The 25,782-nt window shown below is 70.7% G+C and carries 23 protein-coding genes, 1 tRNA gene and 1 riboswitch; of the genes, 11 read left to right on the forward strand and 13 right to left on the reverse strand.

Annotation, left to right across the window (positions count from 1 at the left end; genetic code table 11):
• Positions 1–122 precede the first annotated feature (122 nt).
• Positions 123–2,582: a DNA helicase PcrA gene (gene pcrA / locus AC0Z9V_RS12015; protein ID WP_459291160.1), complete on the reverse strand. Its 2,460-nt coding sequence runs from the start codon at positions 2,580–2,582 to the stop codon at positions 123–125.
• Positions 2,583–2,679: 97 nt separating this feature from the next.
• On the opposite strand from pcrA, the gene AC0Z9V_RS12020 reads away from it, so the two are divergent.
• From AC0Z9V_RS12020 to AC0Z9V_RS12030, 3 genes are all read left to right on the forward strand, one after another.
• The gene (locus AC0Z9V_RS12020; protein ID WP_485141648.1) at positions 2,680–3,321 is read left to right on the forward strand and encodes a hypothetical protein; all 642 of its coding nucleotides are present in this window, start codon (positions 2,680–2,682) and stop codon (positions 3,319–3,321) included.
• 31 nt (positions 3,322–3,352) lie between these two features.
• Positions 3,353–3,426 (forward strand) — tRNA-Arg (locus AC0Z9V_RS12025).
• An 89-nt stretch (positions 3,427–3,515) separates the two neighbouring features.
• Positions 3,516–3,929 (forward strand): NUDIX hydrolase, encoded by a 414-nt coding sequence (locus tag AC0Z9V_RS12030; RefSeq protein ID WP_485141649.1) that lies wholly within the window; start codon positions 3,516–3,518, stop codon positions 3,927–3,929.
• A gap of 3 nt (positions 3,930–3,932) precedes the next feature.
• On the opposite strand, the gene AC0Z9V_RS12035 is transcribed toward AC0Z9V_RS12030, so the two are convergent.
• Positions 3,933–5,840 carry an ABC transporter ATP-binding protein gene (locus AC0Z9V_RS12035; protein ID WP_208740573.1) on the reverse strand — a complete coding sequence of 636 codons (1,908 nt, stop codon included), beginning with the start codon at positions 5,838–5,840 and terminating at the stop codon, positions 3,933–3,935.
• 218 nt (positions 5,841–6,058) lie between these two features.
• Here AC0Z9V_RS12035 and AC0Z9V_RS12040 point away from each other — a divergent pair, with 218 nt between their 5' ends.
• The 3 genes from AC0Z9V_RS12040 to AC0Z9V_RS12050 all read left to right on the forward strand — a co-directional run bounded on the left by AC0Z9V_RS12040 (position 6,059) and on the right by AC0Z9V_RS12050 (position 8,382).
• Positions 6,059–6,880 carry an amino acid ABC transporter substrate-binding protein gene (locus AC0Z9V_RS12040; RefSeq protein ID WP_133083176.1) on the forward strand — a complete coding sequence of 274 codons (822 nt, stop codon included), beginning with the start codon at positions 6,059–6,061 and terminating at the stop codon, positions 6,878–6,880.
• A 64-nt stretch (positions 6,881–6,944) separates the two neighbouring features.
• Entirely contained in the window at positions 6,945–7,604 is a 660-nt protein-coding gene (locus tag AC0Z9V_RS12045; protein ID WP_133083175.1) for an amino acid ABC transporter permease, read from the forward strand.
• Positions 7,591–8,382, forward strand: coding sequence for an amino acid ABC transporter ATP-binding protein (locus AC0Z9V_RS12050; protein ID WP_485141650.1), 792 nt, complete (start codon positions 7,591–7,593; stop codon positions 8,380–8,382). Before AC0Z9V_RS12045 ends, AC0Z9V_RS12050 begins: the two co-directional genes overlap by 14 nt.
• Before the next feature lie 125 nt (positions 8,383–8,507).
• Here the strand turns inward: AC0Z9V_RS12050 and fdhD are convergent, their stop codons facing one another.
• Positions 8,508–9,335, reverse strand: a complete 828-nt coding sequence (gene fdhD / locus AC0Z9V_RS12055; protein ID WP_485141651.1) for a formate dehydrogenase accessory sulfurtransferase FdhD — start codon at positions 9,333–9,335, stop codon at positions 8,508–8,510.
• Positions 9,336–9,424: 89 nt separating this feature from the next.
• Here fdhD and AC0Z9V_RS12060 point away from each other — a divergent pair, with 89 nt between their 5' ends.
• Complete coding sequence (locus tag AC0Z9V_RS12060) at positions 9,425–11,749, forward strand: FdhF/YdeP family oxidoreductase (RefSeq protein ID WP_485141652.1); 2,325 nt, start codon at positions 9,425–9,427, stop codon at positions 11,747–11,749.
• Positions 11,750–11,789: 40 nt separating this feature from the next.
• Here AC0Z9V_RS12060 and AC0Z9V_RS12065 read toward each other — a convergent pair whose 3' ends face one another.
• The 7 genes from AC0Z9V_RS12065 to AC0Z9V_RS12095 all read right to left on the reverse strand — a co-directional run bounded on the left by AC0Z9V_RS12065 (position 11,790) and on the right by AC0Z9V_RS12095 (position 17,441).
• Positions 11,790–13,052 (reverse strand): molybdopterin molybdotransferase MoeA, encoded by a 1,263-nt coding sequence (locus tag AC0Z9V_RS12065; protein WP_485141653.1) that lies wholly within the window; start codon positions 13,050–13,052, stop codon positions 11,790–11,792.
• Positions 13,049–13,333: a DUF6457 domain-containing protein gene (locus AC0Z9V_RS12070; RefSeq protein ID WP_133083170.1), complete on the reverse strand. Its 285-nt coding sequence runs from the start codon at positions 13,331–13,333 to the stop codon at positions 13,049–13,051. Before AC0Z9V_RS12070 ends, AC0Z9V_RS12065 begins: the two co-directional genes overlap by 4 nt.
• 17 nt (positions 13,334–13,350) lie before the next feature.
• Complete coding sequence (mobA, locus tag AC0Z9V_RS12075) at positions 13,351–13,962, reverse strand: molybdenum cofactor guanylyltransferase (protein WP_459267364.1); 612 nt, start codon at positions 13,960–13,962, stop codon at positions 13,351–13,353.
• Positions 13,959–14,456, reverse strand: coding sequence for an HNH endonuclease (locus AC0Z9V_RS12080; protein ID WP_133083169.1), 498 nt, complete (start codon positions 14,454–14,456; stop codon positions 13,959–13,961). Before AC0Z9V_RS12080 ends, mobA begins: the two co-directional genes overlap by 4 nt.
• A gap of 221 nt (positions 14,457–14,677) precedes the next feature.
• On the reverse strand, positions 14,678–15,562 hold the full coding sequence (locus AC0Z9V_RS12085) for an NlpC/P60 family protein (RefSeq protein ID WP_485141654.1): 885 nt from the start codon (positions 15,560–15,562) through the stop codon (positions 14,678–14,680).
• Between the two features lie 21 nt (positions 15,563–15,583).
• On the reverse strand, positions 15,584–16,438 hold the full coding sequence (locus tag AC0Z9V_RS12090) for an NlpC/P60 family protein (RefSeq protein ID WP_485141655.1): 855 nt from the start codon (positions 16,436–16,438) through the stop codon (positions 15,584–15,586).
• Positions 16,439–16,443: 5 nt separating this feature from the next.
• A riboswitch (cyclic di-AMP (ydaO/yuaA leader) is annotated at positions 16,444–16,613 on the reverse strand.
• 129 nt (positions 16,614–16,742) lie between these two features.
• Positions 16,743–17,441, reverse strand: a complete 699-nt coding sequence (locus AC0Z9V_RS12095; protein ID WP_133083166.1) for an iron-dependent transcriptional repressor DtxR — start codon at positions 17,439–17,441, stop codon at positions 16,743–16,745.
• A 252-nt stretch (positions 17,442–17,693) separates the two neighbouring features.
• On the opposite strand from AC0Z9V_RS12095, the gene serC reads away from it, so the two are divergent.
• Positions 17,694–18,818 (forward strand): phosphoserine transaminase, encoded by a 1,125-nt coding sequence (gene serC / locus AC0Z9V_RS12100; protein WP_485141656.1) that lies wholly within the window; start codon positions 17,694–17,696, stop codon positions 18,816–18,818.
• Positions 18,819–18,822: 4 nt separating this feature from the next.
• On the opposite strand, the gene AC0Z9V_RS12105 is transcribed toward serC, so the two are convergent.
• From AC0Z9V_RS12105 to AC0Z9V_RS12115, 3 genes are read right to left on the reverse strand one after another with little or no spacing between them, the layout of a single operon-like run.
• A complete protein-coding gene (locus tag AC0Z9V_RS12105; protein WP_133083206.1) occupies positions 18,823–20,100 on the reverse strand; it encodes an MFS transporter in 1,278 nt (425 codons plus the stop codon).
• A 34-nt stretch (positions 20,101–20,134) separates the two neighbouring features.
• Entirely contained in the window at positions 20,135–20,740 is a 606-nt protein-coding gene (locus AC0Z9V_RS12110) for a DUF3027 domain-containing protein (RefSeq protein ID WP_485141657.1), read from the reverse strand.
• Positions 20,741–20,749: 9 nt separating this feature from the next.
• Positions 20,750–21,133: a cold-shock protein gene (locus AC0Z9V_RS12115; RefSeq protein ID WP_133083163.1), complete on the reverse strand. Its 384-nt coding sequence runs from the start codon at positions 21,131–21,133 to the stop codon at positions 20,750–20,752.
• A 174-nt stretch (positions 21,134–21,307) separates the two neighbouring features.
• Here AC0Z9V_RS12115 and AC0Z9V_RS12120 point away from each other — a divergent pair, with 174 nt between their 5' ends.
• The 3 genes from AC0Z9V_RS12120 to AC0Z9V_RS12130 all read left to right on the forward strand — a co-directional run bounded on the left by AC0Z9V_RS12120 (position 21,308) and on the right by AC0Z9V_RS12130 (position 25,757).
• Complete coding sequence (locus tag AC0Z9V_RS12120; protein ID WP_485141658.1) at positions 21,308–21,598, forward strand: hypothetical protein; 291 nt, start codon at positions 21,308–21,310, stop codon at positions 21,596–21,598.
• Between the two features lie 96 nt (positions 21,599–21,694).
• On the forward strand, positions 21,695–24,109 hold the full coding sequence (locus AC0Z9V_RS12125) for a helicase-associated domain-containing protein (protein WP_485141659.1): 2,415 nt from the start codon (positions 21,695–21,697) through the stop codon (positions 24,107–24,109).
• A complete protein-coding gene (locus AC0Z9V_RS12130; protein ID WP_133083160.1) occupies positions 24,102–25,757 on the forward strand; it encodes a DNA repair helicase XPB in 1,656 nt (551 codons plus the stop codon). Before AC0Z9V_RS12125 ends, AC0Z9V_RS12130 begins: the two co-directional genes overlap by 8 nt.
• Positions 25,758–25,782 lie beyond the last annotated feature (25 nt).

Consider the following 25,782-nt stretch of genomic DNA (forward strand, 5'->3'; position numbering starts at 1 on the left):
TCGGGCCGGAGGCCTTTCCCAGACTATCGGTTTAGTGAGTAAGGCCACAGTTCTATCCGGTGTAGAAATCCGGCCCGGGATCGTTGACGTTTTTTCCTCCCGGTATGATGCCGCGAACGGCGTCAGGCCACCTTCGTCAGGGGTGCGTAGCGCAGCAGCAGCCGCTTCTCGCCGACGTCGAACCGCACCTTGGCCACGGTCTTGTCGCCGGCGCCCTCGACGGACAGGACGGTGCCGTTGCCGAAGCTCGCGTGGTTGACGTGGTCCCCGACCGCGACGGACACCACTTCCTTCTGCGGCTGCACGCGTCCCACGCTCTTCGAGGGAGCCGCGGCGCTGCCGGTGAAGCCGCCACCGCTCGCACCCCAGTAGGACCCGCTGAACCGCGGCCCGCTGATGCTCCCGCCGGACGTCCACGCCGGCTTCGCCGCACCCTCGCGCTTCCAGGAGATCAGCTCCTCGGGGATCTCGCTGACGAACTGGCTGGCGGGGTTGTACTGGCTCTGGCCCCACATGCTGCGGACCTCGGACCGGGTGATGTAGAGGCGCCGGCGGGCACGGGTCAGGCCCACGTAGGCCAGGCGCCGTTCCTCGGCGAGCTCCTTCGGGTCGGTGGCCGAACGCTGGTGCGGGAAGATCCCCTGCTCCATGCCGGTCAGGAACACCACGGGGAACTCGAGGCCCTTGGCGGTGTGCAGGGTCATGAGGGTCACGACGCCCTGGCGGCGTGCCTCCTCGACGGCGCGCTGCACGTCCGCCGCCGAGCCGTCGGGGGCGTCGGGGATGGAGTCGGCGTCCGCGACGAGGGACACCTGCTCGAGGAAGTCCCCGAGCGTGCCCTCCGGGTTGTCGCGCTCGAATTCGCGGACGACGGCGACGAGCTCGGCCAGGTTCTCCACGCGGGATTCGTCCTGGGGATCGTTGCTGGTCCGCAGCTGCTCGAGGTAGCCGGTCTGCTCCAGCACGGCCTCGAGGGCGGCGGACGCGCCGGACCCGCTGGCGACCTCCGCGAGATCGTCGATCAGCTTCACGAATCCGGCCACGGCGTTGACCGAGCGCGTGGCCATCCCGGGTGCCTGGTCCGCCCGCCGGAGGGCCTGCATGAAGCTGATCCGCTCACGCTCGCTGAGCGCCGCGATCGCGTACTCGGCACGGTCGCCGATGCCGCGCTTGGGTTCGTTGAGGACACGGCGCAGGTTGACGACGTCGTCGGAGTTCACCAGGACGCGCAGGTACGCGAGCGCGTCCTTGATCTCCTTGCGCTCGTAGAACCTGGTGCCGCCGACCACCTTGTAGGGCAGGCCCACGCGCAGCAGGATCTCCTCGATGGACCGTGACTGGGCGTTGGTGCGGTAGAAGACGGCGACATCACCCGGGCGGAGGTTCTCGTCGTCCTGGAGCCGGTCGATCTCCTCGGCGATGAAACGGGCCTCCTCGTGCTCGTTCTCGCCCACATAGCCGACGATCTTCTCGCCACTGCCCTCGGCGGTCCACAGCCGCTTCTCCGGCCGGTTCGGGTTGCGGGAGATCACGGCGTTCGCGGCACTGAGGATGTTCTGGGTGGAGCGGTAGTTCTGTTCGAGCAGGATGGTCCGCGCGCTCGGGTAGTCGTTCTCGAACTCGACGATGTTGCGGACGTCGGCGCCGCGGAACGCGTAGATGGACTGGTCGGAGTCGCCGACGACGGTCAGCTCCGCCGGGTCCTCGGAGGACTCCCCCGGGACGCCGACGATTTCCCGGACGAGGGCGTACTGCGCGTGGTTGGTGTCCTGGTACTCGTCGACGAGGACGTGGCGGAACCGGCGCCGGTAGTAGTCGGCCACGCCGGGGAAGGCCCGGAACATGAACACGGTCTGCGCGATCAGGTCGTCGAAGTCCATGGCGTTGGCCTGGCGCATGCGCTGGGCGTACCCCGTGTACACCTCGGCGACGGCCTGCTCGAAGGGATCGGAGAGGCCTGCCTCGGAGGCGAAGGTCTCCTCGTCGATCAGTTCGTTCTTGAGCGCGGAGATCTTGTGCTGGATCGCCTTGGGCGCGAACTTCTTCGGATCGAGGTCCAGGCCCTTGGCGACGAGCGTGATGAGGCGCAGCGTGTCGGCGGAGTCGTAGATGGAGAAGTTCGAGTTGAGCCCGACGGAGGCCGCCTCGCGGCGGAGGATCCGCACGCAGGACGAGTGGAAGGTGGAGATCCACATGCGCTTGGCGACGTCGCCGATGAGGCCCTCGATGCGCTCGCGCATCTCGGCGGCGGCCTTGTTGGTGAACGTGATGGCCAGGATCTGCCCGGGGTGCGAACGGCCGGTGGCCAGCAGGTACGCGATGCGGTGACTGAGCACACGGGTCTTGCCGGATCCCGCGCCGGCGACGATCAGCAGGGGCGACCCCCCGTGCTTCACGGCTTCCTCCTGCTGGGGGTTCAGTCCCACCAGCAGTTCCTGCGCCCTGTGCTCGTCCACGCCGACGCGCGACGGCACGTGTCCGGCGGCGGGATCGGAGTGCTCCGCCGCCATCGCCGCCTCGCGCGCGCGCTTCTTCTCGGCGGGCGTGGGCGGGGAGACGTAGGGATCGAAGAGCATGTCCATGGTGCTCCAATTCTAGGCGGTACCCCCGACACTCACCCGCCGCGCGCCGCCGTCGGGGCGATGCCGGGACCGCCGCCGCGTCGCCCATACTGGAGGGGTGGCGAAGACGAGGGCGCAGATAGCACGCAAGCATTCAGCCGGCGTACCGGCGGCGACACCCTCCGCACCCTCCACGCCGCCCTCGGCGGGGAGCCGGAAGGGCAACGGCAACCTCGTCCTGATCGCGGCCGCCGTCGCCGCCCTGTTCCTCTTCTGGTACTTCCACCTGCTGACACTGGGGCAGATGACGCAGCTGTCCGGAGGACTGACCATGCCGGACCTGATGATCGGCGGATACGACGCCGGGTACGTCCAGCGCCTGCGCGAGACGATGGACGACGACGCCCGCGGCCAGTTGAGCTACGTGCACCGGACCGCCGGCACTCTGTTCCCGCTGATCTTCGCGTTCGCCTGGCTCCTGCTGGTCCAGCTCAACGCCGGACGCCGCTGGCTGCGCCGGCTGCTGTGGTCGCCGGTGATCCTCTTCGTCGTCGCCGACCTGTGGGAGAACATCGCGATCGACACGGCGCTCGCGGGCGCCGATCCCGGCACGGTGGCACTCGCCTCGGCGCTGACGGTCCTGCGCTGGGTGCTGCTCGCCGTCAGCCTCCTCGCAGGAGCGGTGGCCGTGTTCCTGCCGCGGCGCCTGCGCGGACCTGCGCGGGAGCGCGGACCCCGGGACGAAGAACGGGTAAGCTAGGACCGCCGGATCGGGAGCACCACGGATCCGAGCCTCTGTAGCTCAGTAGGATAGAGCGTCCCTCTCCTAAAGGGAAGGTCGTCGGTTCGATTCCGGCCAGGGGCACACGGCATCGAAGGAGGATGGGCAGCCGCGCCCATCCTCCTTCGTCGTCCGGCGGTAGGTTGGACGCCATGCCGGAACGGACGAGCCGAATGACCGACCGGGCGACCATCACCGTCACCGCCCTGTGCCTGATCGACGACCGCGGCCGCCTGCTGCTGGTACGCAAGCGCGGGACGACGCTGTTCATGCAGCCCGGCGGCAAGCCGGAGCCGGGCGAGTCGCCGGCGCAGGCCGGCGCCCGGGAGGTGTCCGAGGAGCTGGGCCTCACCGTCGCACCGCAGGACCTGACCCTGCTGGGCACCTGGGAGGGGCCGGCGGCGAACGAGGCGGACACCCACCTGGTCGCCACCGTCTTCCTGTGCCCGCTGACCGCCGAGCCCCGTCCTGCGGCCGAGATCGAGGAGATCGACTGGCTCCCCCTCGACGGGCCGCAGCACCGCGCGGATCTCGCCCCGCTGCTGACCGGCTACGTGATCCCCGCCCTGCTGTCGCTGCGCGGCTGAACGTCAGACGCCGGTGAGCGCCTCGGGCTCCTCGTCCACCGCGACGTTCTTCTGCACCGCGAACTGCGTGCGATGCAGCTCCTCATAGCGGCCCCCCACCGCCAGCAGTTCGTCGTGCGTCCCCCGCTCCACGATCGACCCGTCCTCGACGACGAGGATCAGGTCGGCGCTGCGGATGGTGGACAGGCGGTGCGCGATGACCATCGCCGTCCGGCCCTCGAGCGCCTCGCTCAGCGCGGCCTGCACGGCCGCCTCCGACGTCGAGTCGAGCGCCGCCGTCGCCTCGTCCAGAATGACCACCCGCGGATGCGCGAGCAGCAGGCGCGCGATCGTCATGCGCTGGCGTTCGCCACCCGACAGCCGGTAGCCGCGTTCACCGACCATCGTGTCCAGCTGGTCCGGCAGCGACCGCACGAGCGGCTCGAGCCGCGCCCGCCGGACGGCGTCCCACACCTCGTCCTCCGTTGCCTCCGGCCGCGCGAGCCGCAGGTTGGAGAGGATCGTCTCGTGGAACAGGTGGCCGTCCTGCGTCACCATGCCCAGTGTCTGCCGCATCGACGCGAAGGTCACGTCGCGGACGTCCGCACCGGACAGCCGCACCGCACCGCTGTCGACGTCGTACAGGCGCGCGAGGAGCTGTGCGATGGTCGACTTCCCGGCACCCGAGGTGCCCACCAGTGCGACCGTCTGCCCGGGCTCGATCCGGAAGGACACCCCGTGCAGCACCTCCTCGCCGCCCCGGGTGTCCAGCGTCGAGACCTCCTCGAGCGAGGCGAGCGAGACCTTGTCCGCGGACGGGTAGGCGAAGCGGACGTCGTCGAACTCCACGGCCACCGGGCCCGCCGGCACGCTCCCGGCGTCGGGCTTCTCCTGGATGAGCGGCTCGAGGTCGAGCACCTCGAACACGCGCTCGAAGCTGACGATCGCGCTCATGATCTCGACCCTCGCGTTCGCCAGGCTCGTCAGGGGTGCGTAGAGGCGCGTGAGCAGGAGTGCGAGCGTCACCACCTCGCCGGTGTCCAGCTGTCCCGCGAGCGCGAGGAAACCGCCGAGCCCGTACACCAGGGCCAGTGCCAGCGCCGAGACGAGCATCAGCGCCGTGAAGAACACGAACTGCAGCATCGCCGTCCGCACCCCGATGTCCCGCACGCGCGCCGCGCGGACACGGAATTCCTCGGCCTCCTCGTCGGGCCGCCCGAAGAGCTTCACCAGGGTGGCACCGGGTGCCGAGAACCGCTCGGTCATCTGGGTGCTCATGGCCGAGTTGTGGTCGGCCGCCTCGCGGCGGAGGGCCGCGAGGCGGCTCCCCATGCGGCGCGCCGGGACCAGGAAGACGGGCAGCATGACGACGGCGAGCACCGTGACCAGCCACGAGGTGCTGAGCATGACCGCGAGGGTGAGGACCAGCGCCACGAGGTTGGTGACCACTCCGGAGAGCGTGCCGCTGAAGGCCTGCTGGGCGCCGATCACGTCGTTGTTCAGGCGGCTCACCAGCGCGCCGGTGCGGGTGCGCGTGAAGAAGGCGATGGGCATCTTCTGCACGTGGTTGAACACGGCGGTCCGCAGGTCGAGGATGACGCCCTCACCGATGCGCGCCGAGTACCACCGCGTCACGAGGGACACCGCCGCATCCGCGACGGCCACGAGCGCGATGACGACGGCGAGCCACACGACGGTGCGCACCTCGCCGCGGGCGACGATCACGTCGACGACCTGCCCGGCCAGGACCGGCGTCGCGACCGCGAGGAACGCCCCGGCCACGGACAGCAGGATGAACAGCAGCAGCTTCGACCGGTACGGCACGGCGAACGTGAGGATTCGGCGCACCGACTCCCGGGAGAAGCCGTGCGCACCGTTCTTCGCCGTCGAGATCTTGTACAGCGAGCTCCAGGCCGCGCCTTCCATGCTCATAGCGATTCCTTCCACGGATGCCAGTCCCGGCTCGGGTCCCGGGTTTCTGGACCCCCGCCGCAATACTTCGGAACAATAAGTGGATGCTCCGGTGTTCACCTCAGTAGTGTTCTACTCCGGTCCCGGTAGGGGCGGAGGTACGTAGGGTTCAAGCCAACCATGGCTCCTTCTATTTCCCCGCCCGCCGAGCCCGTCCACTCGAGACCAAAGGAAGTCCCATGACCCACCGCCTGTCCCTCCTCGGTGCCGCCGCAGCCCTCACCCTGGCGCTCGCCGGCTGCGGTTCATCCTCGACGCCCGCAGGGAACGGTGGAGCCTCCGAGTCCGCGGCCCCGACGTCGCTCCAGGAGATCCAGGACGCGGGCGTGCTCACCGTCGGGACCGAGGGCACGTACAAGCCCTTCAGCTACCACGAGGGTGGCAGCGGCGACCTGACCGGGTACGACGTCGAGGTCATCACCGCGGTCGCCGAGAAGCTGGGCGTGGAGGCCGAGTTCGAGGAGACGCAGTGGGACGCGATCTTCGCGGGTCTCGAGGCGGGCCGCTTCGACGTCATCGCGAACCAGGTCTCGATCACGGACGAGCGCAAGGAGACCTACGACTTCTCCGACCCGTACACCGTGAGCTCGGGCGTGATCGTCACGACGGCGGACAACACCGACATCACCTCCTTCGAGGACCTCTCCGGCAAGACCACCGCGCAGTCGCTGACCAGCAACTGGTACGAGCTGGCGCAGGAGGCCGGTGCCGACGTCGAGCCCGTCGAGGGCTGGGCACAGTCCGTCACGCTCCTCGAGCAGGGCCGCGTCGACGCGACCATCAACGACGAGCTGACCTACCTCGACTACCAGAAGACCAGCAACAACGCAGGCATCAAGATCGCGGTCACCACCGACGAGACCTCGGAGAGCGCCGTCGCGGTGCGCAAGGGCAGCACCGACCTCGTGGACGCCATCAACACGGCGCTCGGGGAACTGCGCGCGGACGGCACCCTCGCGGAGATCTCGGAGAAGTACTTCGGCTCCGACGTCAGCGAGTGATGCCGGCAGCAGGGGGCGGACCGCGCCCGTGCACGCCCGGCGCCCGGCCCGGAGGAGCTGACTGATGGACTGGGAGCTGGCGCGCACCTCGTTCTGGCCCATGGTCTCCGGCAGCGTGGTGGGAACCATCCCGCTCTCGCTCGCGTCCTTCGCCATCGGCCTCGCACTGGCGCTCGTCGTCGCACTGCTGCGCATCAGCGGACAGCCCGTCCTCGCGGGGATCGCCCGCTTCTACGTCTCCGTCATCCGGGGCACTCCCCTGCTGGTGCAGCTGTTCGTGATCTTCTACGGGCTGCCCTCGATCGGGCTCACCATCGACCCGTGGCCGAGCGCGATCATCGCGTTCTCCCTCAACGTCGGTGGGTACGCGGCGGAGATCCTGCGGGCCGCGATCCTGTCCGTCCCGAAGGGCCAGTGGGAGGCGTGCCACACCATCGGCATGTCCCGCGCGGTCGCCCTGCGCCGGGTCATCCTGCCGCAGGCGGCACGCGTATCCGTGCCACCGCTGTCGAACACCTTCATCAGCCTCGTCAAGGACACGTCCCTCGCGTCGGTCATCCTCGTCACGGAGCTGTTCCGGGAGGCCCAGCAGATCGCTGCCTTCTCGCAGGAATTCATGCTGGTCTACGTCGAGGCCGCCGCGATCTACTGGGTGATCTGCCTGGTCCTGTCCAGCGGCCAGTCCGCGCTCGAAAAGAGGTTGGACCGCTATGTCGCCCACTGATCCCCTGCGACCGCACACTTCGGAGGGCCCCCTGCTGGAGGTCACGGCCCTGCAGAAGTCCTTCGGGACCAACCGGGTGCTCTCCTCGATCGACCTCCACATCGACAGCGGCCAGGTCGTCGCGCTCGTGGGCCCGTCCGGGTCCGGCAAGACCACGGTGCTGCGCTGCCTCAACGGCCTGGAGACGCCCGACGGCGGGACGGTCGCCTTCCGCGGCGGCCCGTCGGTGGACTTCGGCGCGAGGGTGACGAAGAAGGAGGCGCTGGCCCTCCGCGACCGCAGCGCCATGGTCTTCCAGAACTACAACCTGTTCCCGCACAGGACGGTGCTCGAGAACATCATCGAGGGTCCTGTCCAGGTTCAGAAGCGGCTCCGGAAGGATGCCGTTGCGGATGCCGAACGGCTGCTCGAACGCGTGGGCCTGGCCGCGAAGCGGGACGACTACCCGTTCAACCTCTCGGGCGGGCAGCAGCAGCGGGTCGGTATCGTCCGTGCCCTGGCACTCCAGCCCGACCTCCTCCTGTTCGACGAGCCGACCTCGGCGCTGGATCCGGAGCTGGTGGGCGAGGTCCTCACGGTGATCAAGGAGCTGGCCGAGGAGAAGTGGACCATGGTGATCGTGACGCACGAGCTCGCGTTCGCCCGGGAGGTCGCCGACGAGGTGGTCTTCATGGACGGCGGCGTCGTCGTCGAGCACGGCCATCCGGACCAGGTGCTGCGCAATCCCCGCGAGGAGCGGACCCGCCGCTTCGTCCAGCGCCTGCTCAACCCCTTCTGACCCTGCGGCGTCGTGCACGGCTTTCGGGGCGGCGTCGCCGGAACATCGGCGTGTCGCGCGTCGACACGCCCTCCTGCGCTGAACCGCGTGCACGACGCCGCACCCGTCCACCTCAGAGGGCGGGCTCAGGCCGCGATGCGGTCCGGGTGCGAGTAGCAGTTCAGTGAGGTCCCGCGGCTGAACCCCACCAGCGTGAGCCCGGCATCGTCCGCCAGGTCGGCGGCCAGCGACGACGGCGCGCTGACGGCGGCGAGTACGGGGATCCCGGCGAGCTGCGCCTTCTGTACCAGTTCGAAGGACGCCCGCCCCGAGACCTGGAGGACGGTCCCCCGCAGGGGCAGCATCCCCTCGCGCAGTGCCCAGCCCACCACCTTGTCCACGGCATTGTGCCGCCCCACGTCCTCCCGGAGGCACAGGAGCTCCCCCTCCGCGGTGAACAGGCCGGCGGCGTGGACGCCTCCGGTGCGGTCGAAGAGCTTCTGGCTCTCCCGCAGCCGGTCGGGCAGGGAGGCCAGGACCCCGAGGTCGATCCGCGCCGCGTCCTCCCGGAGGTCGAACCGTGAGGACTTGCGGACGGCGTCGATCGAGGCCGTGCCGCAGATGCCGCACGAGCTCGACGTGTACACGTGGCGCTCCATCGCGGTGTCCGGGAGCTCGACGCCGGGCCGCAGCTGCGCCTCGACCACGTTGAAGGTCTGCCGGCCGTCCTCGTCGACGCCCGCGCAGTACCGGAGGCTGGGCAGCTGGCCCGGTTCCCAGACGACACCCTCCGACACGAGGAACCCGGCCACGAGGTCGAAGTCGTCGCCCGGTGTCCGCATGGTGACAGTGAAGGCGCTCCCCCCGAGCCGGATCTCCAGGGGTTCCTCGCCCGCCAGGACGTCCTCACGGCGTCCCGTCTGCGCCCCGATGCGAAATTTGGTGATGCGACGTCGCTGTATAACCCGGTTCATCCGGCACTCCTTACCTCGGCCCTAGGATGAGGTTAGTTGACTCCGGACATCCCCTGGCCCGTCGACTCCGACACGAGGATGTGGACAGCGTGGCAACGAAGGCACCGAAGGACAATATCGACGAGACCCGGCTGACGGTGGGCGCCCGGAAGACGACGGCCGTGGGACTCCCGGCCGTCATCAACTCGCTCAAGATCTCGATCGACCAGATGGGACCCGTCCGGAGCGCGCAGACACTGCTCGCCGTCAACCAGGTGAAGGGTTTCGACTGCATGGGCTGCGCATGGCCCGAAGGGGACAAGCGCCACACCGCCGAGTTCTGCGAGAACGGGGCGAAGGCGGTCGCCGAGGAGGCCACGCGGAGGACCGTGCCGCCGTCGTTCTTCGCCGAACACGCCGTCCGGGACCTCCTGGACCGTGACGACTACTGGCTCGGCCAGCAGGGCCGGCTGACCCACCCGATGCTGCTCGACGAGGGCGGGACGCATTACCGGCCCGTGTCCTGGGACGAGGCGTACCAGGTCGTCGTCGACGAACTGGCGGCCCTGGACAGCCCGGACGAGGCGATCTTCTACACCTCCGGGCGCACCTCCAACGAGGCGGCCTTCCTGTACCAGCTGATGGTGCGCGGGATCGGCACGAACAACCTGCCCGACTGCTCCAACATGTGCCACGAGTCCTCGGGCTCGGCGCTCAACGAGACCCTCGGCGTGGGTAAGGGGACGGTGTCCCTGCTCGACCTCGACACGGCGCCGCTGATCATCGTCGCGGGCCAGAATCCCGGCACCAACCATCCCCGCATGCTCACGTCCCTGGAGAAGGCCAAGAAGAACGGCGGGGCCATCGTGGCCGTCAATCCGCTGCCCGAGGCCGGCCTGATGCGGTTCGAGAACCCGCAGAACGCCCGCGGCCTGCTCGGCGCCCGCTTCGGCGGCGGCACCGCCTTGGCCGACGATTTCCTGCAGATCCGCATCGGCGGCGACCAGGCCCTGTTCCAGGGCCTGGGCAAGCACCTGCTCGAACGCGAGGAGGCCACCGGCACCGTGTTCGATTCCGCCTTCATCGCCGAGCACACCCTGGGCCTCGAGGACTACCTCGCGGGCCTGCGCGGAACCGGCTGGGACGAGATCACGACGGCGAGCGGGCTCTCGAAGGCGGAGATCACGAGGGTGGGCGACCGCATGATCGCCTCCCCCGGCACGATCGTCTGCTGGGCGATGGGGCTGACACAGCACAAGCACTCGGTCGCCACACTGCGCGACGTCGTCAACGTGCTCCTGCTCCAGGGCAACGTGGGGAAGCCCAATGCCGGGGTCTGTCCCGTCCGGGGGCACTCGAACGTCCAGGGCGACCGCACCATGGGCATCTTCGAACGCATGCCCGAGGCGTTCCACGACGCCCTCGACCAGCGCTTCCGCTTCGCATCGCCGCGGAAGCACGGCGTGGACACCGTCGCGGCCATCCGCGCGATGCGCGACGGGAAGGCGCGCGTCTTCATGGGCATGGGCGGCAACTTCGTCCGCGCCACCCCGGACACCGACGTCACCGAGCAGGCGCTGCGCACCACCCGGCTGACGGTGCAGGTCTCCACCAAGCTGAACCGCTCCCACCTCGTCACTGGCGCCCGGGCCCTGATCCTCCCCGCGCTCGGGCGCACCGACCGCGACACCCAGGCCGGCGGGAACCAGCGCGTCACGGTCGAGGACTCGATGAGCGCGGTGCACGCCTCCACGGGACGCCTGCAGCCCGCGAGCGACCAGATGCGTTCCGAGATCGAGATCGTCTGCCAGCTCGCCGACCGCCTGTTCGCGCGCAACGGCAGCCCCTACGGCGTCAACGCACCCCAGCTCGACTGGACCGCCGCGCAGGCGGACTACCGCGTGATCCGCGAGCACATCAGCGCCGTCGTGCCCGGCTTCGGCGACTTCGAGACCCGCCTGGACACGCCCGGCGGCTTCGTCCTGCCCAACGGGCCCAGGGACAGCCGTACCTTCACCACCGCGACCGGCAAGGCGAACTTCACCGCCAATCCCCTCGAGTACCCGCACGTGCCCGAGGGCCGGCTGATCCTGCAGACCCTCCGTTCGCACGACCAGTACAACACCACGATCTACGGCAAGGACGACCGCTACCGCGGGATCTCCGGCGGCCGCCGCGTGGTGTTCGTCAATCCGCAGGACCTGGCGGAGGCGGGTATCGACGACGGCGACATGGTCCACCTGGTCTCGGAGTGGGCGGACGGCGTCGAGCGCCGCGCCGAGGACTTCCGGGCGGTCGCCTACTCGACGCCGAAGGGCTGCGCGGCCGCCTACTACCCCGAGACGAACGTCCTGGTACCCCTGGATTCGACGGCGGACGTCAGCGGGACGCCGACGTCGAAGTCGGTCGTCGTGCGGCTCGAGAAGGCCGCCTGACGAGGCCACTCCTGTGGCGGCGCTCCCCGCCCGGGAATCCTCAGCCGGCCAGCCACGGCAGCACCAGGGACGGCACGGCATCACCGGCGGCGCAGCCCTCGGCAGGGACCACCATCACGCCGTCGGCCGCTGCGAGTCCGCGCAGCATCCCGGACCGCTGGTGCGTACTCGGCACCGCGCGCCCCGACCCGCTCCGGTAGGGCACCAGCCGGCTCCGCCCCGGCAGCGGCTCGAAGGCGTCCGCGCTCGTCACGGTCCCCGGCTCCTCGAGCGGTGAGCCGCGCAGTCCCGCGAGCAGCGGGCCGGCCACCGTGAGCATCGCCATCATCGCGGCGAGCGGATTGCCGGGCAGTCCCACCAGGAAACGTCCGTCGCGCAGTCGTGCCAGCAGCGTCGGGTGTCCCGGCCGCATCGCGATGCCGTCGATGATCAGTTCGGCGCCGAGTTCGGTGAGCGCCCTGCGGATGTGGTCGGCGGACGAGCTGCCCGTTCCACCGGTCGTGATGAGGACGTCGCCGGAGGCCCGCGCGAGGGACAGCTCATCGGTCGGTTCGGCGCTGATGGCCGCCACGACGTCGTCGAGGTCGTCCTTCGCGCGCCCCGCGACGTCGACGTGGCCGCCCAGCATCGCGACGAATCCGGGAAGCTGGGGGCCGAAGGTGTCACGCACCTGGCCGGGGTGCGGGAGCCCGTGGTCGATCACCTCGTCCCCTGTCATCAGCAGGGACACCCTCGGTGCCCGCAGGACGGCGAGGGTGTCGTGGCCGCACACCGCGGCGAGGGCGATCTGCGCCGGGTTCAGGACGACGCCGGCCGGGATGGCCTCGGAGCCTGCCTCGGCCTCCTCCCCTGCCGGCCGGACGTGCTCGTGCGGGGACGGCTCGTCGGGCCGGGCGGAGTCGTTGCGGTCCAGCACGTCCCCGCGCACCGACCCGTGCTCGGTGCGCAGGATGCCGACGGCGTTCTGCGGCACCACGCCACCGGTGAGGATGAAGGTCGCCTCGCCGGGGGCGAGGGACACCGCACCGGAGTCGGAGTGCGGCGACGGTCTTCCTCGGGGGTGCTCCTCGGGCTCCGTGTGCCTCACGAGCGTCCAGGGCGGCTCCCCGTTCACGGCCCAGCCGTCCATGGCGGACGACGCGTAGTGCGGGATGGCCTGCAATGCGTGGACGGGCTCGGCGAGCGTCTGCCCGAGGGCGTCGGCGAGGTTGACGGTCTGGAACGGCAGCGGGCGCCCCGCGCCGTGGGCGAGTGCGCGCGCGGCCATCCAGTCGACGTTGTGCGCTGCGGCGGCCTCGCTCATGCGGGGTCTCCGTCCGCCGCGGCCTCGGCGCAGAGCGCATCGGCCACCGCCATGGCCGAGCGCATGGCCAGGTCCTCGTCGGCCTGCCCGCTGCCGACCGCGAGGCCCGCGGCGTACCCGACGACGAAGGTCGTGAGGGGTGCCGCCGGGCGGACGACGCCGTGGGCGGCCTTCCCGGCGAGGCCGAGGACGGCGTCGACGTCGACGCGCGTCCCGTCGATCTCGTAGGCGGCGAGCAGTTTCTCGGTCCAGTCGTGCAGCAGCTTCTGGCGGTCGTCCATGGGCCCTCCGGGCAGTACTAGGGGACGTCGACTCCCAGCGCTCGTGCATCACTCCAGGTGTCGACGTCGTGCGTTGTGCCCGGGGGAACCGGGACCGGTCTGCTCCTCACACTAGCAAGGAGGCTGCGCATCGACAGGTTGTCGGCCGAACCCCGGGCGAGGACCTCGTCGATGGCGCCTCCGAGCGCGTCGCTCCGGTAGAGGGCGGCCAGCGGCTGGTCGCGGCCGCCGTCGACCGCGACCAGCGAGGTCGTCCCGCCGAGCGCCGCCTCGGCGAGAAGCACGCGTACGAGCACGGCCACGCGCGGCATGTCGCAGGCCACCACGGCACACCACGGCGCCCTCCCACCGGTCCCGGCCCGGAATCCGGCGACGACGGCGGCGGCCGGTCCGGCGAAGGGCGGGTGTTCCCGCACGAACGACGGCGGCCCCTCCCCGGAGGGCCGGGCGCCGCCGTCCGGTTCCGGTCCCACGATCGTCAGCCGCTCCGCATCGGCGAGGGCAGCACACGTGCGCTGCAGCAGCGTCGCTCCGTCGAGGACGAGTCCCGCCTTCGGCACACCGCCGAGCCTCGTGGAGCGGCCGCCCGCCAGGACGATCGCATCGAATCGGGGGGCGTCGGGGATCACGCGGCGGTCTCCGTGAGGAACTCGCTCCACTGCGGGGCAGGCTTCTCGAGCTCGCGGATCTGCCACTGGGGCCCCCGCGGGGGCAGCGGGACGACGCGCAGCTTCCAGCCGAGGCTGGCGAGCGTCTTGTCCCCCTTGGCGTTGTTGCACTTCAGGCAGCAGGCCACAAGGTTCTCCCACGTGTCGCCCCCACCCCTCGATCTCGGCAGGACGTGGTCGATGGTCGAGGCCGTCTTGCCGCAGTAGGCGCACAGGTGGTTGTCCCGCCGCAGGACCCCGCGTCTCGTGGCCGTGACGTCGTGCCGGTAGGGGACCCTGACGTATCTGTTGAGCAGGATCACGGACGGCCGTCCGAGGATCTCGGTGGGTCCGACGACCGGCTCGTCGTCCTCCGCGATGACGCTGGCCTTGCCGGTGAGGACAAGCACGAGTGCCCGGCGGAACGTGACGACCGCCAGTGGTTCATACCCTGCATTCAGAACAAGAGTGCGCATACGGTGGCCTCATTGCTGACCTGTTCCCCGCAACCGGTTGCCATCCCGGGGTACGGGAGAAGAGCTTCGGATTGACACTGCAAGGGTAAGCCGGAGACCGGCGTGCGGCGAACCGGTGCGGGGACGGGTTGACGCGCCGCACGGCGTCGGGCTACCGCCGCCCAACGACAGAGGAACCGGCACGTCCGTGCCGGTTCCTCGATCGTGAGTCGCTGGGGTGATCAGCCGCCGACGCGGATGTAGACGCCGCCCGAGCCGAGCTCTGCCGGTGCGATCACCGTGGTGTTGCCGTTGAAGCCGCCGTGGACGGCCTGGCCGCCACCGATGTAGACAGCGATGTGGGCCATGCCCATGCCGCCGTCGGCGTAGTAGATGAGGTCACCCGGGATGGCCTCGCCTGCGCCCACCGTGCGGCCGAGGGAGAGGTAGCCTGCCGGCCAGCCGTGGAAGTTGATGCCCGCGGCGGCGAGCGAGTTGCTGACCAGGCGCGTGCAGTCCTGCATGACGCCGAGCTGGCCCTGGGCCGCGGCGGCGATGGTCGCCGCGACTCCGGAGGAGGCGGCCGGGGCGGGAGCAGGAGCCGGGGCGGGAGCAGGAGCCGGGGCGGGAGCAGCCACGGCGACCGGGGCGGCCTGTGCGACGGGGGCCGCGACGGCCGCGGCGACGGGAGCCGGTGCGACCGGCACCTCGACGACGACGGGTGCCGGAGCGTCGGCGACGGGTGCCTCGACGACGACCGGTGCCGGAGCCTCGGCGACGGGTGCCTCGACGACCGGGGCGGGCTCGGCGACGGGCGCCTCGACGACGACCGGCTTGGCGGTGACCTTGACCGGGGTCATGTTGAAGGCGACGGCGGTCTCGGACGAGGCGACGACGGCCGCGCGGGCCGACGTGACCGTGACGCTGGACGCTGCGGCGTCACGCTGCGGCTGCAGGTCCGCGGCGTTGGCTGCGACCCCGCTCGTCAGGACGAGGCCGGAGGCCGCGGCGATGACGGCGGCCTGGCGGCCCATGCCGCCGGTGGTGACGGCCTTGGCGAGGGCCGAGAGGCCGGCGGTGTCCTGGGTTTCGCTGCGGTGGCGGGCGATGATGGCGCGTGAAGACATGGTGGTTTCTCCGAAGGGGTTCTAGCGGACGCGGACGAAGCCGGCGCCGGGAAGGTCTGAGAGGTTGTGGAGGCCGGTGTTCATGCCGTTGAGGCCACCGCTGATGACCTGGCCGTTACCGACGTAGATCGCGACGTGGCCCGCCGTGATGACCAGGTCACCCGCAGCGGGGGATCCGACGACGTCGCCGAACTGGAAGAACTGGCCGGGTGCGAGATCGCCGACGGACTTGCCGACGGAGCGCAGGGCGGTCTCGACCATCGCGGTGCAGTCCTGGGCGACGCCGATCTGGCCGTAGGCAGAGGCGACCAGCCCGGCAGCGACACCGGAGGACTGGACAGGCGCGGGTGCCGGTGCGACGACGGGCTCGGCGACGGCGACCGGTGCGGGCGCCACGGCGGCGGGTGCGACCACGGGTGCGACGGGAGCGGCCTCGACAGGAGCGGCCGCGGCGGGAGCGGCCTCGACAGCAGCGACCTCGACGGGAGCAGCGGGCGCCACGACCGCGGCGGGAGCCTCGACGACGACGGCGGGCTCGGCCTCGACGACGGGAGCCGGCGGCTCGACGACCTCGGGAGCAGGAGTGACCTCGACGGCCACGCGATCGAAGGAGACCGTCGCGGTGGCCGGCACGGTGACCTCGGCCGACACGACGCGGCTCACGGTCAACGCTGCGGAGGACTGGACTTCACGCTCGGCGGCGGTTGCAGCCTGGGCGGGCAGTCCCGCGGTCAGGACCAGGCCCGACGCCGCGACGATGACGGCTGCCTGGCGGCCGACCGATCCGGCATTGGATGCTGCTGCTGTGGACAGGGCCGTCAGCGGACTGACGTCCCGGGGCGCGCGGTGGCGGCCCGGCGAAGAGCTTTTGGACACGTTGGATTGCCTCTCCCAACGCCTGCGAGGTGAGCTGTCGGATTCGGATGGGAGTCACCCGGCCGCTGCGGAAACAGCGACTTAACCCCAAGGATTTCTGGAACAGAAACCCGAAAATTGGTTCCCCCGCCTCTGCCATGCGATGGTGCGGACGGACCTCCGGCAATGGCAGAGCTAGGCGATTTGCAGGAGGGTGCCGGATCTAGAGCGAATTTGGCACAAGATGGAGGCTACCTCAGATATCGCGGTATGTCACGTTACGGTCACGGAATGGTGTGTTATTGATGACGGAGCCGTGCCGGACTCAGGACGCGACGGAGACGAACACGTGCGAGGCGACCTCCGGAGGCAGCTCGAGCGCACCTTCCACCCCGGGGACGCGGACGGAGACGTACCCGCCCACCGACTCCAGGCTGAGGCGTGCACCCGGCCGCAGGCCGCCCTCGTCGAGCTGGGTCAGGAGTTCCGGGTCGACCTGGATCGGCTCGGCCAGGCGCACCAGCGTGACCGGCTTCTCGGGCGAGTAGGTGCCCATGGCGGAGAGCAGGGTGACCACGCCGTCGGTGAAGAGTTCGGACTGGACGCCGCCGATGGCCTCGAGGCCGGGGATGGGATTCCCGTAGGGCGACTCGGAGGGCTTGCCCAGGAGTTCGTAGAGCCTGCGCTCGACGCGTTCGCTCATCACGTGCTCCCAGCGGCAGGCCTCGTCGTGCACGTAGGCCCAGTCGAGCCCGATGACGTCGCTCAGGAGGCGTTCCGCGAGGCGGTGCTTCCTCATGACCCCGGTGGCCCGGTGCCGTCCCAGTTCGGTGAGCTCGAGGTGCCGGTCACCCGAGACGACCACCAGTCCGTCACGCTCCATGCGTCCGATGGTCTGGGAGACCGTGGGTCCCGAGTGGCGCAGCCGTTCGGCGATGCGCGCCCGCAGGGCGACGATGTTCTCTTCCTCGAGTTCAAGGATGGTCCGCAGGTACATCTCGGTGGTGTCGATGAGGTCCGTCATGCGGGTCAGCTCCTTGGTGCGGTGCGGGTGCGCGGCTGGGATGCCTCACGCCGGTGGGGGTCCACGGCCGCCACGACCTGTTCCGCCCCACGCCTCCCAAGGTTAACCCATGGTGCGATTCCCCCGGCAATCGACCGGGGCGGCGACGGCGTCCCCGCCGCATCCTCCGCCTGCGGTGTTAACAAATGGAGCGCCACCGGCTCCTCGGGCAGAATGAGGGCGATACCCGCCGCCGAAACAGCTGGAGCACCCATGACCGAACTGCCCCGCATCCCCGAGCACCTCCTGCCGTCGGACGGCCGGTTCGGCGCCGGTCCGTCCAAGGTCCGGAGCGGACAGATCGACGCCCTCGTGTCCGCGGGACGGGTCCTGCTGGGCACGTCGCACCGCCAGGCTCCCGTGCGCGAACTCGTCGGGCGCGTGCGGGACGGTCTGAGCACCTTCTTCGGCGCACCCGAGGCATACGAGGTGGTCCTCGGGGTGGGCGGCTCGACGGCCTTCTGGGATGTCGCCACCTTCGGGCTCGTGGAGCACAGGGCGCAGCACCTCTCCTTCGGCGAGTTCGGCTCCAAGTTCGCCTCCGCCACCACCAGGGCGCCGTTCCTCGAGGCATCGGACATCATCACGGCCCCGCCGGGTACGCGCCCCGATCCGGCGGCCGCAGCGGGCGTGGACACCTACGCCTGGCCGCAGAACGAGACGTCGACGGGTGTCGCGGCTCCCGTTCGACGGGTCGAGGGCGCGGACGACGGCGCCCTGGTCCTCGTGGACGCGACCTCCGCGGCCGGCGGCCTCGACGTGGACGTCTCCGAGGCCGATGTCTACTACTTCGCCCCGCAGAAGAACTTCGCCTCCGACGGCGGATTGTGGCTGGGCCTCTTCTCCCCCGCAGCGCTGGAGCGGGCGGCCCGGATCGATGCCGGCGACCGCTGGATCCCCGACTTCCTCAACCTCCAGACGGCGATCGACAACTCGCGCCTGAACCAGACGTACAACACCCCGTCGCTGTCCACCCTGGTCACGCTCGACGCGCAGGTGGAATGGCTCAACGCCCAGGGCGGGCTGCCCTTCGCCGCCGCCCGCACGGCGGACTCAGCGGGACGCCTGTACTCCTGGGCGGAGGCCTCCCCCGTGGCGAGCCCCTACGTGACCCGCCCCGAGGACCGCTCGAACGTCATCGTGACGGTGGACTTCGACGATGCGGTGGATGCCGCGCGCATCGCCGCGATCCTGCGGGCCAACGGGATCGTCGACGTCGAGCCGTACCGCAAGCTCGGGCGCAACCAGCTGCGCGTCGCCACCTTCGTGGCGATCGAGCCCGACGACGTCTCGGCTCTCATCGCCTGCATCGACCACGTGGTCGAGCACCTCCTCTAGCAGGTCAGGTGCTGCCGTCCGCGGCGCCGGCCTCGTGGTCGAGGCGGAGCCGCCGGGGTGCCGAGCGGTCGTACCGCAACCGGACGTCGTGGTACCTCCACGCCCAGAAGATGCCGGCGGCCGCGGCGATGATGCCGGAGGCGGCGGCCACGCCCAGGCTCCACCGCGGACCGAACATGTCGGAGACCCATCCCACCACGGGGGCGCCCAGCGGCGTCCCGCCGAGGAAGATGGCGAAGTAGAGGGCCATGACCCGGCCGCGCATGGCGGGGTCCGTCGTCGTCTGCACGTAGGCGTTGGCGCTGGTCATCAGCGTCAGCGCGAAGAGACCCACCGGCACGAGTGCGAGCCCGAACAGCCAGAGGTTCGGTGCGAGGGCCGCCAGGACGCACGCGATCCCGAAGGCGGCCGACGCGCCGAAGATGAATCGCAGGCGCGGCCGTTCCCTGCGCGCGGACAGGAGCGCGCCCGCGACCGATCCGACCGCCATCACCGAGGACAGCACGCCGAAGACACCGGCATCCTGCCCGAACTCCGTGCGCGCCATCGCGGCGATGAACACGGCGAAGTTCAGCCCGAACGTCCCCACGATGAAGATCGCGAGCATCACCATCATCAGGTCCGGGCGCTGCTGTACGTAGCGGAAGCCCGCCCGGATCCGTCCCTTGCCCGGGGCGGAGCGGGGCTGCCTGTTCAGTTCGGCGCTCCGCATCGCGAGCAGCACGTAGACCATCGCACCGAAGGTCAGGGCGTTGATCAGGAAGACCCAGCCGGGCCCCACACCCGCGGTCAGCAGTCCGGCGATGGCCGGGCCGACCAGCCGGGCACCGTTGAACGAGGCGCTGTTGAGCGCGACGGCGTTGGGGAGGTAGTCGTCGCGCACGAGTTCGGAGACGAAGGCCTGGCGGGCGGGGGCGTCGAAGGCCGAGACGACCCCGAGTGCGAGCGCGAAGGCGTAGACGTGCCACAGGAGCGCGACGTCGAGGAGGACCATCAGTCCGAGCCCCACGCCGAGGAGCGCCATGGCGATCTGTGTCGTGGCAAGCAGCTTGCGCCGGTCCACGGTGTCGGCGATGAGCCCGGCCCAGGGCGCGATCACGAGCTGCGGTCCGAGCTGGAGGGCCATCACGATGCCCAGCGCGGACGCGTTCTGGGGGGTGAGGATGTCGTAGACCAGCCAGTCCTGGGCGGTCCGCTGCATCCACGTGCCGATGTTGGAGATGAGGGCCCCGATGAACCAGAGCCGGTAGTTGTGGATCCCGAGCGATCGGAAGGTGCTCAGAGCACTCCCCTTCCGTTCCGGCGCCACTGCTGCGTCACTCGGCGTCGGGCTGGTCCACGGCGTCAGGCTGGTCCACGGCCTCGTCCGACGCATCGGATGCTCCCGCCGGGGCCAGGGGCTCCCGTTCCTGCGTGTCGTCGGAGGGATCCTGCGGGACATCGGGCACCGGCTCGGCGGGCACGTCGCCGGGCTTGTCGGCATCGGCTTCGTCCGCCTGCGAGTCCTCGGGACGCACCCGCTCCGACCACGGCAACCACTCGGGCGCCAGCAGCGCGGTCGCGGAGGGCAGCAGACCGACCTCGCACACCGTGACGTCCTTGCTCCGGGCGATGCGGGCGACGCTCGCGTACCACTGCCAGCCGCCGTACCCGGGGACGAATGCCTCGAAGCGATGCGTCACGAGCCGCTCACCCTCGATGGTGGCGGACACGTGGCGACCCACCTGGGCCTCGGGGGCGATCTCGAGCACGCCGCTGCGGGCCCGCTCGACGGCCGCTTCCAGCACGGCATCCGATTTCGGGATCCGGCGCGATGCCCGCGGCTTCCGGGGCACCTCGACCGGCGCGGGGGCATCGTCGGTCGGCGTCCCGCTGCCGGTCAGGGCTGCGCTGTCGGCAGTGTCCAGGTTGGTCGAGGTCATGATCGAAGCCTACGCGTCGAGGTCGTCCGCAACCGCCCTCAGGACGGCCGCGACCTTCGAGGCGTGCGCCTTCTCGGGGTAGCGCCCCTTGCGGAGTCCGTTGGACACCCCGTCGAGCAGCTTGATGAGGTCTTCCGTGATGACCGCCATGTCATCGGCGCTCTTGCGCGTCGCCTTGGCGACGGACGGTGCCTGCTCCAGGATGCGCGCGGAGAGGGCCTGGAGACCGCGACGGCCGTCCGCGACGCCGAACTCGAGCTTGGTGCCCACCTTGACCTCGCTCACGCCGGCGGGAAGCGCCGAGGCGTGCAGGAACACCTCCTTGCCGTCGTCGGTGGACAGGAACCCGAATCCCTTGTCCGCGTCGAACCACTTCACTTTGCCGATGGGCACGTCGTCTACCTCTTCTTAGCTGTACCGGGCGGGGTGCGCCCGGGGTCTGGTCCCGGGTGCGGGAAGCACCGCCTGGTGCCCAGGCGCACTGCCACCGCCGGGGAAGTCTGTGTCTCCTAGGATATAGCTTTTCCCACGGCTTCCCGGCCGTGGTTCTTGTAGTCTGGGACGGCTATGATCCCTGACCAGACCCCGCCGAGCCGCCCTGCCCCCCATCCCCTGCGGGGCCCCGTCCCGGGCGGCGACGCCGGCCGATCGTCCCGCGGACGGTTCGGGGTCCTGGTCCTCGCGGTCGCGTTCGCCGGTATCGGGCTGCTGTCGCTCGCCGCCATCCTCGTCACCGCGCTCCTCCAGGGCACGGTGTGGCCGGGCTTCGTGCTGGCGACGTACTTCTGCCTCCCGATCGCCTTCCTGCTGATGGTCTCGCTCGTCGCGGGGTCGGTCGTCGCACGCCGGCGCTCCTGATCCGCCCGCTCGGAGCTCGCCCGACGACGGCTCCCGCCCGCCCGTCGTCCTCAGGACGAGCGATCCGTGTCGGAGGGGCCGGGTAATCTTGAGGGGATGTCCGCGATCCGAGCACTGGCCGACCAGCTGGCCCTTCGGAGCGATGACGAACTGCGCCGCCTGCTTGCCGTCCGGCCCGACCTCATCCTTCCCCCGGTGCCTGATTTCGCCGCGCTCGCGGCGAGGGCCTCCACCCGCGTGAGCCTGCAGCGCGCCCTGGACAATGTCGCGCGCCCCGGGCTCCAGGTCCTCGAGGCGATCGTTGTGCTCAGCGAGGACGACGGCTCCGCGGTTCCACGCGAGCGCCTCGCGGCCGCCTTCGCGGACGGCGCGGCGGACGATCTCGACATCATCATCGCCGATCTCCTCGAGCAGGCCCTCGTCACGGGTTCCCCGGCGGAGGGCTTCCTGCCGGTCGGCGCGCTGGCCGATGCGCTCGGCCCCTACCCCGCCGGCCTCGGCCGGCCCTTCCGCGTCCTCGCCCGCTCCATCCCGCGCTACGGACCGGCCCTGGTCCACGCGGTGCAGCTCCTGGACGCCGCGGCGGACACCGGGGCGATGACCTCCGCGGCCGCGGCGCAGGCACTGCAGGAGGTGACGGCGGATCCGGTGCTCTGGCGTCGGGTCCTGGCCGACGCTCCCGACGGTGCCGCCACCCTGCTCGCACGCCTGCGGGACGTCCCGGTCGGCTCGACGGCGACAGGCGGCGACGGCGGCGCCTCGCCCGCGGTGCGCTGGCTGCTCGACCGGTGCCTGCTGGCACCCCTGGACGCCCTCCATGTCGAGCTGCCACGCGGTGTCGGCATGGCCCTCCGCGGTCACGCCGTCTTCCCCTCCCTCGAGCTCGCCCCGCCCACGGGGACCGACCGCAGCACCCGCGCGAGCCTCCGGGACAACGCGGCGTTCGGCGCCGTCGCCGAGACCCTCCGGCTGATCACCGCCCTCCTCTGGTCCGTCGCCTCGACGCCGGTCGCGACCCTTCGCTCGGGCGGGGTGGGCGTGCGGGAGTTGCGGCGCGTCCGGGAGGTGCTGCGCGTCGAGGACCGCGAGGCGGCATGGCTGCTGGAACTGGCGTCCGCCGTCGGGCTCCTGACCCTCGACCCCGACGACTCGCGCTGGAAGACCTCCCGCTTGGAGGCGTGGGAGGCGCTGGACCGCGACGCCCAGTGGCTCCTCCTCGTCGAGGGATGGCTGGCCGTCGACCGGGCACCGGGCCTGATCGGGTCCAGGCTGCCGGACGGGACATTCGTCAACGCCCTGGCCGCCGAGGCGTCCCGACCGGACGCTCCGATGGTGCGGCAGCGGTTGCTGGCCGTGGCGACGGAGCTGTCCGGCGCCGGTCAGGGCGCGGCTCCGGCAGCGGAGGACGGCGGGCCGGGCGCCGTACCGGTCCTCACCGAGCAGTCCGTCATCGGGCTCGCGACCTGGTACCAGCCGCGCCTGCAGCGGCGGTTCGCCCGCCTGCTGCCGGGCATGCTGATCGAGGCGGGAGCGCTGGGACTGACCGGCGGCGGAGCCCTGACGGACGTGGGCGGGCTCGTCGCGGCCGGCCGCTTCGAGGACGCCGGCCGGGTCATCCGCGAGGCCCTGCCCGATCCGGTGTCCCGCGTCGTCCTGCAGGCAGACCTCACCGCCGTCGCTCCCGGCTACCTGCAGCCCGAGGTGGCGCGCGGGCTCCTGCGCATGTCCACCCCCGAGGGACAGGGGCCGGCCACCACCTACCGCTTCTCCGCGGAGTCGATCCGTTCCGCCCTCGACTCCGGCGAGGACGCCTCCTCGATCCTCGCCTTTCTACACGAGCACTCCGCCACCGAGATCCCGCAGGCGCTCTCCTACCTCGTCGAGGACACCGCGTCGCGGTACGGCAGCCTCCGGGTCGGACGGGCCGGCAGCTACGTGAGCGCGGACGACGACGCCGTGGTCGCGACGGTGCTGGCCGATCCGCGGGCCGCCGTGCTCGGCGTCGTCCAGGTGGCGCCGACCGTCCTGGTCTCCCCCGCTTCCCCCCACGAACTGGCCGCGCTCCTGCGGGACCTCGGCTTCTCGCCGGCGTCGGACGCCGTGGCCGCCGTGGGCAGGACGCCTCCCGCCGGACCGGCGGCGCCCGCGCGCGTCCCGCCGGACCAGCTGAGGTCGCGGCTCAATCCGTGGTCTGTCGCGGAGGAGGAGCTCGACGCCCAGCTCGCCGTCCTGCGCTCCGCGCGCCCGGGCCCTGCCGACGTCGCCACCGGTACCGACAGCGAGACCCTCCTGGGACTCGAGACCCTCCGCGCAGCCATCCGGTCCCGGAGCAGGATCCGCCTCGGCACCGCGGACAGCGAGGGGAATCATGTGCGCCAGGTCCTTGTTCCCCTCTCGGTATCGGGAGGCCGCCTGCGGGTGTTCGACCCCGAGCACCAGGTGGAGAAAGTCGTGTCCGTGCATCGCGTGATGGACGTGGAAATCCTCGAAGGGAGTCCCGCAGATGGTTGACGGGCCGCTGATCGTCCAGAGTGACAAGACCATCCTGCTCGAGGTGGACCACGAGCAGGCCACCGAGGCGCGCCATGCCATCGCTGCCTTCGCCGAGCTCGAGCGGGCGCCGGAGCACGTGCACAGCTACCGGCTGACGCCCCTCGGGCTCTGGAACGCGCGCGCGGCCGGGCTCGACGCCGAACGGGTCCTCGACACACTGCTGAAGTACTCCCGCTTCCCGGTGCCGCACGCCCTCCTGATCGACATCGAGGACACGATGTCGCGCTACGGACGGCTCCGCCTCGAGAAGGACCCGCAGCACGGCCTCGTCCTGCGGACCACCGACTACCCGGTGCTCGAGGAGGTCCTGCACGCCAAGAAGATCGAGCCCCTGCTCGGACCGAGGATCGACGGCGAGACCGTCGTCGTCCACTCGTCGCAGCGGGGACAGCTCAAGCAGCTGCTGCTCAAGCTCGGCTGGCCCGCCGAGGACTTCGCGGGCTACGTCGACGGGACACCGCACCCGATCGTGCTCGACGAGGACGGCTGGACCCTGCGGCCCTACCAGCAGCTCGCTGTCGAGAACTTCTGGTCGGGCGGCTCGGGAGTCGTCGTCCTGCCCTGCGGCGCGGGGAAGACCCTCGTGGGCGCTGCGGCCATGGCCACGAGCCAGACCACCACGCTGATCCTCGTGACCAATACGGTCTCCGCCCGGCAGTGGAAGGACGAGCTGCTCAAGCGCACGTCCCTGACGGAGGAGGAGATCGGCGAGTACTCCGGCGCCGTCAAGGAGGTGCGTCCGGTGACGATCGCGACCTATCAGGTCCTCACCACCAGGCGCGGTGGGCTGTACCCGCACCTCGAACTGCTCGACGCGAACGACTGGGGCCTGATCGTGTACGACGAGGTCCATCTGCTCCCCGCGCCGATCTTCAAGATGACGGCCGACCTCCAGGCGCGCCGCCGGCTCGGCCTCACGGCCACCCTCGTCCGTGAGGACGGCCGGGAGGGCGAGGTGTTCTCGCTCATCGGACCGAAGCGGTACGACGCCCCGTGGAAGGACATCGAGGCACAGGGCTACATCGCCCCGGCCGACTGCGTGGAGGTCCGCGTAGACCTGCCGCGGGACGAGCGGGTCGCCTACGCCATGGCCGACGACGCCGACAAGTACCGTCTGTGTGCGACGTCCGACACGAAGTCGGACGTGGTGGAGAAGCTGGTCGCCGGGCACAGGGGCGAGCAGCTTCTGGTGATCGGCCAGTACATCGATCAGCTCGACGACCTCGCGGCCAGGCTCGACGCCCCCGTGATCAAGGGGGAGACCTCCGTGAAGGAACGCCAGCGCCTGTTCGACGCCTTCCGCGCGGGCGAGATCCACGTGCTCGTGGTCTCGAAGGTCGCGAACTTCTCGATCGACCTGCCGGAGGCCTCCGTGGCGATCCAGGTCTCCGGGTCCTTCGGTTCACGGCAGGAGGAGGCCCAGCGCCTGGGCCGGTTGCTCCGGCCGAAGACCGACGGCCGCGCTGCGCGCTTCTACACGGTCGTCGCGCGGGACACCCTCGACCAGGACTTCGCGGCCAAGAGGCAGCGTTTCCTGGCGGAGCAGGGCTACGCGTACCGGATCCTCGACGCCTCCTCGATCGGGGACAAGGAGCCCAGAGACTGACGAGCGTTCTCACCGGAACGGCACA

It is taken from the genome of Arthrobacter sp. UYP4, from assembly GCF_057291175.1.

Bases quoted from the DNA above. Each gene is read 5' to 3' on its own strand.
- AC0Z9V_RS12125 (WP_485141659.1), top strand. From the start codon at position 21,695: ATGTCCGCGATCCGAGCACTGGCCGACCAGCTGGCCCTTCGGAGCGAT.
- AC0Z9V_RS12070 (WP_133083170.1), bottom strand. From the start codon at position 13,333: ATGGACGACCGCCAGAAGCTGCTGCACGACTGGACCGAGAAACTGCTC.
- AC0Z9V_RS12050 (WP_485141650.1), top strand. From the start codon at position 7,591: ATGTCGCCCACTGATCCCCTGCGACCGCACACTTCGGAGGGCCCCCTG.
- AC0Z9V_RS12045 (WP_133083175.1), top strand. From the start codon at position 6,945: ATGGACTGGGAGCTGGCGCGCACCTCGTTCTGGCCCATGGTCTCCGGC.
- AC0Z9V_RS12120 (WP_485141658.1), top strand. From the start codon at position 21,308: ATGATCCCTGACCAGACCCCGCCGAGCCGCCCTGCCCCCCATCCCCTG.
- AC0Z9V_RS12040 (WP_133083176.1), top strand. From the start codon at position 6,059: ATGACCCACCGCCTGTCCCTCCTCGGTGCCGCCGCAGCCCTCACCCTG.
- pcrA (WP_459291160.1), bottom strand. From the start codon at position 2,582: ATGGACATGCTCTTCGATCCCTACGTCTCCCCGCCCACGCCCGCCGAG.
- AC0Z9V_RS12085 (WP_485141654.1), bottom strand. From the start codon at position 15,562: ATGTCTTCACGCGCCATCATCGCCCGCCACCGCAGCGAAACCCAGGAC.
- AC0Z9V_RS12080 (WP_133083169.1), bottom strand. From the start codon at position 14,456: ATGCGCACTCTTGTTCTGAATGCAGGGTATGAACCACTGGCGGTCGTC.
- AC0Z9V_RS12095 (WP_133083166.1), bottom strand. From the start codon at position 17,441: ATGACGGACCTCATCGACACCACCGAGATGTACCTGCGGACCATCCTT.
- AC0Z9V_RS12065 (WP_485141653.1), bottom strand. From the start codon at position 13,052: ATGAGCGAGGCCGCCGCAGCGCACAACGTCGACTGGATGGCCGCGCGC.
- AC0Z9V_RS12035 (WP_208740573.1), bottom strand. From the start codon at position 5,840: ATGAGCATGGAAGGCGCGGCCTGGAGCTCGCTGTACAAGATCTCGACG.
- serC (WP_485141656.1), top strand. From the start codon at position 17,694: ATGACCGAACTGCCCCGCATCCCCGAGCACCTCCTGCCGTCGGACGGC.
- fdhD (WP_485141651.1), bottom strand. From the start codon at position 9,335: ATGAACCGGGTTATACAGCGACGTCGCATCACCAAATTTCGCATCGGG.
- AC0Z9V_RS12110 (WP_485141657.1), bottom strand. From the start codon at position 20,740: ATGACCTCGACCAACCTGGACACTGCCGACAGCGCAGCCCTGACCGGC.
- AC0Z9V_RS12130 (WP_133083160.1), top strand. From the start codon at position 24,102: ATGGTTGACGGGCCGCTGATCGTCCAGAGTGACAAGACCATCCTGCTC.
- AC0Z9V_RS12030 (WP_485141649.1), top strand. From the start codon at position 3,516: ATGACCGACCGGGCGACCATCACCGTCACCGCCCTGTGCCTGATCGAC.